Origin of the sequence: Micromonospora phytophila (assembly GCF_023656545.1) — a bacterium.
Taxonomy (GTDB): Bacteria; Actinomycetota; Actinomycetes; order Mycobacteriales; family Micromonosporaceae; genus Micromonospora; species Micromonospora phytophila.
The window spans coordinates 1-8527 of sequence record NZ_JAMOKF010000241.1 but is presented as its reverse complement, the minus strand read 5'-3'; the positions used below and the strand labels follow the sequence as shown (position 1 = coordinate 8527).

Below are 8527 nucleotides of genomic sequence, written 5' to 3'. Positions count from 1 at the left end.
CCGCCGCCGGCCTGTCCCTGGCCGCGCAACTCGCCGTCGCCAAACCCGGCCCGTCCGGCTGGCTCCTGTCCGCCGTCCCCGCGCTGGCGTTCATGGCCCTGGTCAAGCTCGTCCTCGCCCCGGCACCGACGCCGGAGCACTCCACGCCCACCGCCGAGCAGGTCGAGCCGATCCGCGTCCGGGTGGCCGAGCAGGTCACCACCGAGCCGGCACCACCGGCCGCCATCACGCCGGCACCCGAGCCGACCGTCACTCCGGCTGTTGAGCCGGAGCCTGTCACCGTGCCGGCCCCGGAGCCGGTCGACGTCCCTGCCCACCTGCTGCCCATGGCCCGCTTCGCGGCCGTGCAGCACGAACAGGCCACCGGCCAGCCCATCACCGCCGCCGAGCTGGCCGACCGGCTCGACGTCGCTCCGGCCGTCGCGGGGCAGCTCCTCGCCACCATCGCCGGTGGTGCCCGATGACCATCTACCTCGTCGACATCGAGCAGGTCACCCACTCCTGCCCGGCCTTCGCCGACCCGCACCCGTTCGACATCCGCCGGACCGTCGTCGACGTCATCCCGGGCGGTCCCTGCCGGGCGCCGGTCACCGTCCGCTGCGGCGGACAGACCATCCAAGTTCCCTGTCGTCGGCACGAGCCGGCCAAGCGTCAGTGCGGCGCCTGCCGGGTCATCGTCACCGAACGCACCATCACCACCCGCCACCTCACCGAGGTTCGCGGCTGATGGCCTCGACGCTGGACCTCACACCCCGAGCCACGGCCCGGGGTGTGGGCTCGAACGCCGAAGTCCCGCCCGTCATCACCTACACCGCCGCCGGCTCCGCCTTCGAACGCGCCACCCGCCCCGACTATTTCGGCTGGCTGGAGCATGTGCGCGCCGCCGCCGGCTGCACCCGCCCAATCCGACTCGCCGGCCAGCTCCTCACCGTCGACCCCTCAACCGGCCGGGTTCTAGATCAGCGGGACACCGACTGCATGCCCGACGCCGCCATCTACACCGCGTGCGGCAACCGGCGGGCCACCGTCTGCCCATCCTGCGCTCAGACGTACCAGCGGGACGCCTACCAACTGCTTCGCGCCGGCCTCATCGGCGGCAAAGGCGTCCCCGAGACCGTCGCCCAGCATCCGGCGGTGTTCCCCACGTTCACCGCCCCGTCCTTCGGGCCGGTTCACGTCCGTGTGGTCAAGCGGCACACCTGCCAGGATCGGAAGCGCTGCGACTGCCGGCCCGAACCGTGCCACGCCCGCCGCGACGCCGGCTTCTGCAAGCATGGCCGCCCGGCCGTGTGCTGGGCGCGGCACGAGCCCGACGACCAACTCCTCGGTCAGCCGTTGTGCCTGGACTGCTACGACCACGACCACCAAGTCGTCTGGAACCTGTTCTCCGGCGAGTTGTGGCACCGCACCAAGCAAGCCGCGGAACGGTGGCTCGCCAAACTCGCCCGCCGCCGCGGCATACCTCGGGTCGAAGTCGTCACCGCCGCCGGCAACACCCGCAAGGTCCCCCCGGTCCGGCTGTCCCACGGCAAGGTGGCGGAGTTCCAGGCAAGGGGAGCGGTCCACTTCCACGCCCTGGTCCGCCTCGACGGCATGCATCCCACCGACGCGGCGGCCGTAGTGCCGCCACCGGCCGGCTTCACGACCGCTGACCTGGAAGACGCCATCCGGCACGCCGTCGAGCAGGTCGCCTTCGCCACCCCCGGCCACCCGGACCGGCCCGAGGGCTGGCCCATCGCCTGGGGCGAGCAGGTCGACATCCGTCCGATCAGCCTGACCGGCCGCGGTGAGGTCACCGACAGCATGGTCGCCGGCTACCTTGCCAAGTACGCCACCAAAAGCACCGAGGTAACCGGGCACCGCTCCATCAGGCTCGACGCCGACTCCATCGGCGACTACGCCGACCCCGACGGCGACCACACCGCCCGCCTCATCGACGCCTGCTGGCGCATCGGCCGACCCACCAGCACACCCGTCCCGCTCTCCCAGCGGCCCCGCGACCGCCGGCCCACGCCCGGCTTCGTCGACCCGTGGGCCTGCCCCAACTGCGGCACCCACACCCGCTACCCCGCATGCCCCGTCTGCGTCGCCACCCGTCAAGCCAGCCTTGACGCCCAACCAGCCAGCAAACCCACGGCCAACCCTTACGCCCGACTGCGGCGATGGGCACACATGCTCGGCTTCGGCGGCCACTTCCTCACCAAAGCCCGCCGCTACTCCGTCACCTTCCAACTCCTGCGCGACACCCGCGTCGCCTTCCGCCGGCACGAGCACCAAAACGACGAGCAGACCGGCACCCTTCGGGCCGTCGACCACCTCGACGACAACACCACCCTCATCGTCGGCACGCTCACCTTCGCCGGCGTCGGCTGGCACAGCTCTGGTGACGCCCTCCTCGCCAACACCGCCGCGGCGATGGCACGCGAGCGACGCGCCACCGGACGCGAAGAACTCGCCCACGAACACGGCACCAGCAGCACGACCCTGCCCGCCGCCTAACCCACCGTCACCGGAAGGAATGCCAATGCAAAAGCCAGAACCTGCTCACCGTCCAGAGGCCGCAGAGCGGCTTCGCACAAGCCGTTCCGGCCCTGACCAGCGAAGGGACGGATACCCCGGCAGAACCCCAGTCAGCCCACACCCTGATGACTCGGAAAGGTACTCACCGATGACGACCTCGAAGCCTCTCGTACTCACCATCGAGGAAGCCGCCCAGCAACTCGGTATCGGCCGAACCACCATGTACGCCCTCATCAAGACCGGTCAGATCCGCACCGTCACCATCGGCCGCCTCCGCCGCGTACCCACCTTCTGCCTCGATGAGTACGTGCGGAACCTCTTGACCGGACCCGCGCCCCTCGACCGCGCCGCATGACGAGAGGAGCCTGAGATGGGACGCAGACCCAACGGAGCATCGAGCATCTACCTCGGCGCCGACGGTTGCTGGCACGGTCGCGTGACCGTCGGCGTGAAGGATGACGGATCACCGGACCGCCGGCACGTCCGAGGAAAGACGGAAGCCGCGGTCCTCAAAAAGGTCCGACTCCTTGAACGGGACCGGGACAGCGGCGCTGTTCGCAAGGCCGGCCAACGCTGGACCGTGAAGACCTGGCTGACCCACTGGGTGGAGAACATCGCCGCCCCGGCCGTACGAGAGAACACCATCGCCGGCTACCGGGTGGCCGTCTACCGACACCTCATACCCGGGCTCGGTGCGCACCGGCTTGAGCGCTTGGAACCGGAACACCTGGAGCGCTTCTACCGACGGATGCAGGAAAGCGGCAGCGCCCCGGCAACCGCCCACCAGGCCCATCGCACGATCCGGACCGCGCTCAACGAGGCGGTACGCCGCGCGCACCTGACGAAGAACCCTGCCTCCCTCGCCAAGCCCCCACGCCTGCTCGAGAGCGAAATCGAGCCGTACTCGGTCGCGGAGGTGCAACGACTTCTGGCTGCCACCGAAGGTCGGCGCAACAGCGCTCGGTGGGCAGTCGCGCTAGCCCTCGGCCTGCGTCAAGGAGAGGCGCTCGGCCTGCGCTGGTCGGATGTCGACCTGGACGCTGGAACGCTGACCGTCCGGCGCGGCCGGCAGAGGCCGAGATGGGAGCACGGGTGCCGCTCGCCATGCGGGCGGAAGCACGGCGGGCACTGCCCCGACCGCCGCCAGGTGCGAGCCGACACCGCCGAGACCAAATCGCGAGCTGGCCGGCGCAGCATCGGGCTACCCGACGAGCTGGTGGCGCTGCTCCGCAAGCACCGCGACGAGCAGGACCAGGAGCGCGCCACCGCCGCGCAACTCTGGGAAGGCAGCGATTGGCTGTTTACCACGCCGACTGGCGGCCCGGTCAACCCGCGTACCGACTACGACGAATGGAAGCGGCTACTCAAGCTTGCTGGCCTACGAGACGGCCGGTTGCACGACGCCCGGCACACCGCGGCCACGGTGCTGCTGATCCTCGGCGTGGCCGAGCGGGCCGTGATGGGCATCATGGGCTGGTCCAACTCGGCAATGGCCGCCCGGTACCAACACCTGACCGCCCAGGTCCGTCGGGACATCGCCCAGCGCGTCGGCGGGCTGCTCTGGGACAGCCCGGCCGAGGACCCGAAAAGGGACTCTTGAGCGCGAACTGAGACCAAAACTGAGACCACAAGCGGAACGCCCGGCGGATCCTCACGGACCAACCGGGCGTTCTCGCATCTCAGGAGCGGTGGCGGCGGGATTTGAACCCGCGGAGGGCGTTAACCCTCACACGCTTTCGAGGCGTGCTCCTTAGGCCACTCGGACACGCCACCGCCGACGAGGGTACAGGACCGCGGGTTCCGATGCCGAACCGGTGCGCCCTGAGCGGGCCTGGCAGGATCTTTGCCATGAGTACGCACATCGGCGCGAAGCCGGGAGAGATCGCCGAGCGGGTCCTGATGCCGGGCGACCCGCTGCGGGCCAAGTGGATCGCGGAGACCTACCTCGAGGACGCCACGTGCTATTCGACGGTCCGGGGCATGCTGGGCTTCACCGGCCGCTGGAACGGCGTCGAGGTCTCCGTCCAGGGTTCCGGCATGGGCATGCCGTCCGCCTCCATCTACGCCCACGAGCTGATCAACGAGTACGGCGTGAAGACGCTGATCCGGGTGGGCTCCTGCGGAGCTCTCAGCGAGGACCTGCGGCTGCGCGACGTGATCGCCGCGATCGGGTCGTCCACCGACTCGAACATGAACCGGATGCGCTTCGACGGGCTGATCGACTACGCCCCGGTCGCCGACTTCGGGCTGCTGCGTACCTCGGTCGAGGTGGCCGAGCGGCGCGGCATCACCATGCGGGTCGGGCCGATCCTGGCGGCGGACGCCTTCTACTCCGACCGCCCGGACCTCTACGACACCCTGGCCGACTACGGCGTGCTCGCGGTGGAGATGGAGTCCGCAGCGCTCTACACGATCGCCGCCCGGTTCAAGGCCCGCGCGCTGACCGTGCTGACCGTCAGCGACCACATCAAGACCGGCGAGAAGACCACCTCCGAGGAGCGGGAGCAGACCTTCTCCCAGATGGTCGAGATCGCCCTCGACACCATCATCGCCTGACCCTCGTCGTTCCCCGCGCCGCCCCGTCATCTCCCGATGGCGGGGCGGCGCCGGCTCTTGCGGCCACCGGCCCCGCCGCGTGCGCGTCGTGCGCCCGCCGCGCGCCGGGCCCCACGATCCGACGACCAAGGCTTCGTGACGACAGTCACGCAATAAATAAATACGACCGGTCGGTCTTTTTGATTACGCTCTCCCCATGACAGTCGACGGCCGCGTCGCTCGGGGCGAACGCACCCGCACCGCCGTGCTGGACGCCGCCGTGGTGCTGGCCACCGAGGCCGGCCTGCACGGGCTCTCCCTCGCGCAGCTCGCCGACACGCTCGGCGTGAGCAAGTCCGGCCTCTTCGCGCACTGGCGCTCCAAGGAGGCGCTCCAGCTCGCCACGGTCGACCGGGCGGTGGAGCAGTGGCAGGAGCGGATCGTCGGCCCGGCCCTGCGCGCCCCGCGCGGCGTCCGGCGGATCCGGGCCCTGCACGAGGCCCGGATCGACTTCTACGCCGCCCGGGTGCTCCCCGGCGGCTGCTTCTTCGCCAACACCGAGTTCGAGTACAACGCCCGACCCGGCCCCGTCCGGGACCGGCTCGCCGAGGCGTTCGACCGCTGGACCGCGTTCCTGGAGCGACTCGTCGGCGAAGCGGTGGCCGCCGGGGAACTCCGCGACGACGTGGACGTCCGGCAGCTGGCGTACGAGATCGACGCGCTCGGGATCGCCGCCGCGATGCGGTCCCGGCTGCTGGACCCCGACACCGCCTACCGGCACGCCCGCCGGGGCGTGCTGCACCGCCTGCGGGCGTCGTGCACCGATCCCACCCTGCTACCGGAAGGCCAGCCATGAGCCACGCCATCGTCGACCAGCCCGTCGTCGAGTTCGGTCACGTCGAGCACGTCCCGGTGCACTTCGACGACCTCGACGCCATGGGCATCGTGCACAACGCCCGGTACGCGGTGCTGCTGGAACGGGCCCTGACGCCGTACTGGGCCGACCGCGGGGTCTCCTTCCGGGGCGGCGGGAAGATCGCCCCCGACCTGTTCCACGCGGTCCGCGAGTTCGCCATCACCTTCCGGGCCCCGATCACCGGCACCGGCCCGGTGGCGGTGCACTTCTGGCTCGAACACTTCGGCACCAGCAGCGCCGAGTACGGCTTCCGGTTCCGGTCGGTGGACGGCAGCGTGGTGCACGCCGAGGGCCGACGGGCGATCGTCCGGCTCGACCCAGCGACCCTGCGGCCCGCACCGTGGACCGACGCCGCGCGGGCGGTGGCCGCCACCCTGCTCCGCCCGGCCCCGGTCCCGGCCTGACCCCACCGCGAGCGCGGGGAGTCAGCGGAAGAAGGCGCGCAGGACGGCGGCGGTCTCCGACTCCAGCACTCCCGCGTAGACCTCGGGGCGGTGGTTGAGGCGACGGTCGCGCAGCACGTCCCAGAGGGAGCCGGCCGCGCCGGTCTTCGGCTCCCAGGCGCCGAAGACGACGGTGGAGACCCGGGCCAGCACCAGCGCTCCGGCGCACATCGTGCAAGGCTCCAGGGTGACCACCAGGGTGCAGCCGTCGAGCCGCCAGCGGCCCAGCCGCTCGGCGGCCCGGCGCAGCGTCAGCACCTCCGCGTGTGCGGTGGGGTCGCCGGTGAGCTCCCGCTCGTTGCGTCCGACCGCCAACTCGGTCCCGTCGGGCCCGTAGAGCACCGCGCCGACCGGGATGTCGTCCACCGGGTCCGGGGCGGAACCGGCCGATGGCGCGTCCGGCCCGGTGACCGCCACCTCCAGCGCCCGCCGCATCCACAGCTCGTGCCGCTGCCGCCGGCCCAGATCACCCTCCTCGGCCAGCCCCTCGTGGGCGCCCGGCCCGACCCGGTGGGCGCGCCCGGGCGTCGGCTGCCCGGGGCGTACGGTCTCCAGCGCCGGGTCGGTGGCGTCGGCCGGCTCCCCGCCGCCCGGCAGGATCGGCTCCCCGCCGCCCGGTGGCACCGGCCACGGGCCGCCCGGTTCAGACCTCACGCAGCTCCTCGACCTCGTCGGCGCAGCCGAGCACCTGGCACACCTCGGCGGTGACGTCGGCCGGCATCATGCCCTCGTGGGCGCAGAGCTTGAGCAGCTTCTGCCCCGGGACGCCCAGGTCGGCGAGGATGTCCGCATCGCCGACCGGGTCGGCCTCCGGGTCGACCGCGGGCTGCTCGTTCTCGTCGTCGCCGACGCCGGACGGACGCGGCTCCTCGGTGTCGTCCAGCCCGGTGACCGAGGCCTTGAGGTCCCCGACCAGCAGGGCACCCAGCCGGGACTCCTCGGCGTACGCCGAGTCGGAGCCGAAGACCCGCAGGTCCTCCCCCTCGTCCAGGCGCAGGATCACCAGGTACGCGTCCTCCGCCTCGACGAAGAGCAGGGACACGTCGGCGTCCTGGTCGACGTCCCGCAGTCGGTCGGCGACCTCGTCGAGGTCGGTGACGCCGCGCAGGCTCACCTCGGCGGCGGTCCAGCCGCTCTCGTCGCGCACCACGGCCGCAGCGAAGTACGACACGGTCCCCCCACAGTTTCCTTGCACAGCCGCCGACCCGTTACGCGTGCACGTTAGCCGGTCGGGTCGGCAGGCGACCGGTCAACGCCCCGAAGGGCCGGTCAATCCTGTGAAAGTCGGGCGGTCGGCGGGTCAGCCGGCGGCGATCCGGCGGCGGGTGGCGATCAGCTCCCGCAGCCGCTCGCTGCGGACCCGCCGCGGCCGGTCGCGCTGGCGTACCGTCCGGGCGCCCGCCAACTCGGCGAGGAGCTGCAGGCGACGGCGGCTGCGCTCAGGGTCGAGCCGCGGAGTGGTCCAGGCCATACCGCCGAGGGTGCCGAGTCGAGGCGGCCACGTCAAGACGGGCTTCGCTGCGCAGCCGACCCGCGACGCAGCGCAGTGGCGCGACGGCCCTCACCAGAGCGGCCAGTCCCCGCTCGTCGCCCAGCGGACGGCCACCACGGCGGCGGCGATGCTCCACCCGCCGGCGGTGACGATGGCCGTCCCGGTGGCGACGCCCCGGTCGCCGAAGCGGACCAGCACCAGCGCGGCGAGCCAGGCCAGCCCGCCGGCCACCAAGGTCCACCAGGCGTACTCGCGCACGCTGCCGCCGAGCAGGCCGAAGAGGAGCAGCCAGGCGGTCGCGGTGGCGCCGCCGATCGCGACGCCGGCACCGGTGACCGGGTGCGGTTCACGCCAGGTGGGGCGCGGGGGTGGCCCGGCCGGGAAGAGCCCCGAGGGCACCCTCGGCATCGGGGGGACGACGGTGCCCGGGTCGGGCGGGAAGGGTGGTCTTCCGGTCGTCACCGTCCCGCCCCCTCTCACCCGGCTCCTCGTTCCACCGTACCGATTCTGTCAGGATGACCGGATGCCCTCGCCGACGATCGGACGCCGCCGCGCACGTCCGGCGTACCCGGTCCTGCTGCTGCTCGTGCCGGTGCTGGCCGCCGGCTGCGCCACCACCCG

At 72.0% G+C, this 8527-nt stretch carries 11 protein-coding genes, 1 tRNA gene and 1 pseudogene; 8 read left to right on the top strand and 5 right to left on the bottom strand.

The genetic code is table 11. The features are described from left to right. The 5 genes and pseudogenes from NCC78_RS23055 to NCC78_RS23035 all read left to right on the top strand — a co-directional run. Positions 1 to 464: pseudogene (locus NCC78_RS23055) on the top strand (hypothetical protein); the annotation flags it as partial. After that, entirely contained in the window at positions 461 to 727 is a 267-nt protein-coding gene (locus NCC78_RS23050; RefSeq protein WP_250796991.1) for a hypothetical protein, read from the top strand. The pseudogene NCC78_RS23055 and the gene NCC78_RS23050, both read left to right, overlap by 4 nt. Next, positions 727 to 2499 (top strand): replication initiator, encoded by a 1773-nt coding sequence (locus tag NCC78_RS23045; protein WP_250796990.1) that lies wholly within the window; start codon positions 727 to 729, stop codon positions 2497 to 2499. Before NCC78_RS23050 ends, NCC78_RS23045 begins: the two co-directional genes overlap by 1 nt. Before the next feature lie 169 nt (positions 2500 to 2668). Further along, positions 2669 to 2875, top strand: a complete 207-nt coding sequence (locus NCC78_RS23040; protein WP_250796989.1) for a helix-turn-helix domain-containing protein — start codon at positions 2669 to 2671, stop codon at positions 2873 to 2875. A 15-nt stretch (positions 2876 to 2890) separates the two neighbouring features. After that, the gene (locus tag NCC78_RS23035; protein ID WP_250796988.1) at positions 2891 to 4120 is read left to right on the top strand and encodes a tyrosine-type recombinase/integrase; all 1230 of its coding nucleotides are present in this window, start codon (positions 2891 to 2893) and stop codon (positions 4118 to 4120) included. A gap of 86 nt (positions 4121 to 4206) precedes the next feature. On the opposite strand, the gene NCC78_RS23030 is transcribed toward NCC78_RS23035, so the two are convergent. After that, positions 4207 to 4293 (bottom strand) — tRNA-Ser (locus NCC78_RS23030). Positions 4294 to 4368: 75 nt separating this feature from the next. Between NCC78_RS23030 and deoD the strand changes: the two genes are divergently transcribed. From deoD to NCC78_RS23015, 3 genes are all read left to right on the top strand, one after another. Then, positions 4369 to 5076 carry a purine-nucleoside phosphorylase gene (gene deoD / locus NCC78_RS23025; protein ID WP_250796987.1) on the top strand — a complete coding sequence of 236 codons (708 nt, stop codon included), beginning with the start codon at positions 4369 to 4371 and terminating at the stop codon, positions 5074 to 5076. A 196-nt stretch (positions 5077 to 5272) separates the two neighbouring features. Continuing rightward, on the top strand, positions 5273 to 5911 hold the full coding sequence (locus NCC78_RS23020) for a TetR/AcrR family transcriptional regulator (protein ID WP_250796986.1): 639 nt from the start codon (positions 5273 to 5275) through the stop codon (positions 5909 to 5911). Beyond that, on the top strand, positions 5908 to 6375 hold the full coding sequence (locus NCC78_RS23015) for an acyl-CoA thioesterase (RefSeq protein ID WP_250796984.1): 468 nt from the start codon (positions 5908 to 5910) through the stop codon (positions 6373 to 6375). Before NCC78_RS23020 ends, NCC78_RS23015 begins: the two co-directional genes overlap by 4 nt. Before the next feature lie 21 nt (positions 6376 to 6396). On the opposite strand, the gene NCC78_RS23010 is transcribed toward NCC78_RS23015, so the two are convergent. From NCC78_RS23010 to NCC78_RS22995, 4 genes are all read right to left on the bottom strand, one after another. Further along, a complete protein-coding gene (locus NCC78_RS23010; protein WP_250796993.1) occupies positions 6397 to 6849 on the bottom strand; it encodes a nucleoside deaminase in 453 nt (150 codons plus the stop codon). A gap of 208 nt (positions 6850 to 7057) precedes the next feature. Next, positions 7058 to 7585 carry a tRNA adenosine deaminase-associated protein gene (locus NCC78_RS23005; protein WP_250796982.1) on the bottom strand — a complete coding sequence of 176 codons (528 nt, stop codon included), beginning with the start codon at positions 7583 to 7585 and terminating at the stop codon, positions 7058 to 7060. A 129-nt stretch (positions 7586 to 7714) separates the two neighbouring features. Further along, the gene (locus NCC78_RS23000) at positions 7715 to 7885 is read right to left on the bottom strand and encodes a hypothetical protein (RefSeq protein ID WP_250796981.1); all 171 of its coding nucleotides are present in this window, start codon (positions 7883 to 7885) and stop codon (positions 7715 to 7717) included. A gap of 90 nt (positions 7886 to 7975) precedes the next feature. After that, positions 7976 to 8314 carry a hypothetical protein gene (locus NCC78_RS22995; RefSeq protein ID WP_250796980.1) on the bottom strand — a complete coding sequence of 113 codons (339 nt, stop codon included), beginning with the start codon at positions 8312 to 8314 and terminating at the stop codon, positions 7976 to 7978. Between the last annotated feature and the right edge of the window lie 213 nt (positions 8315 to 8527).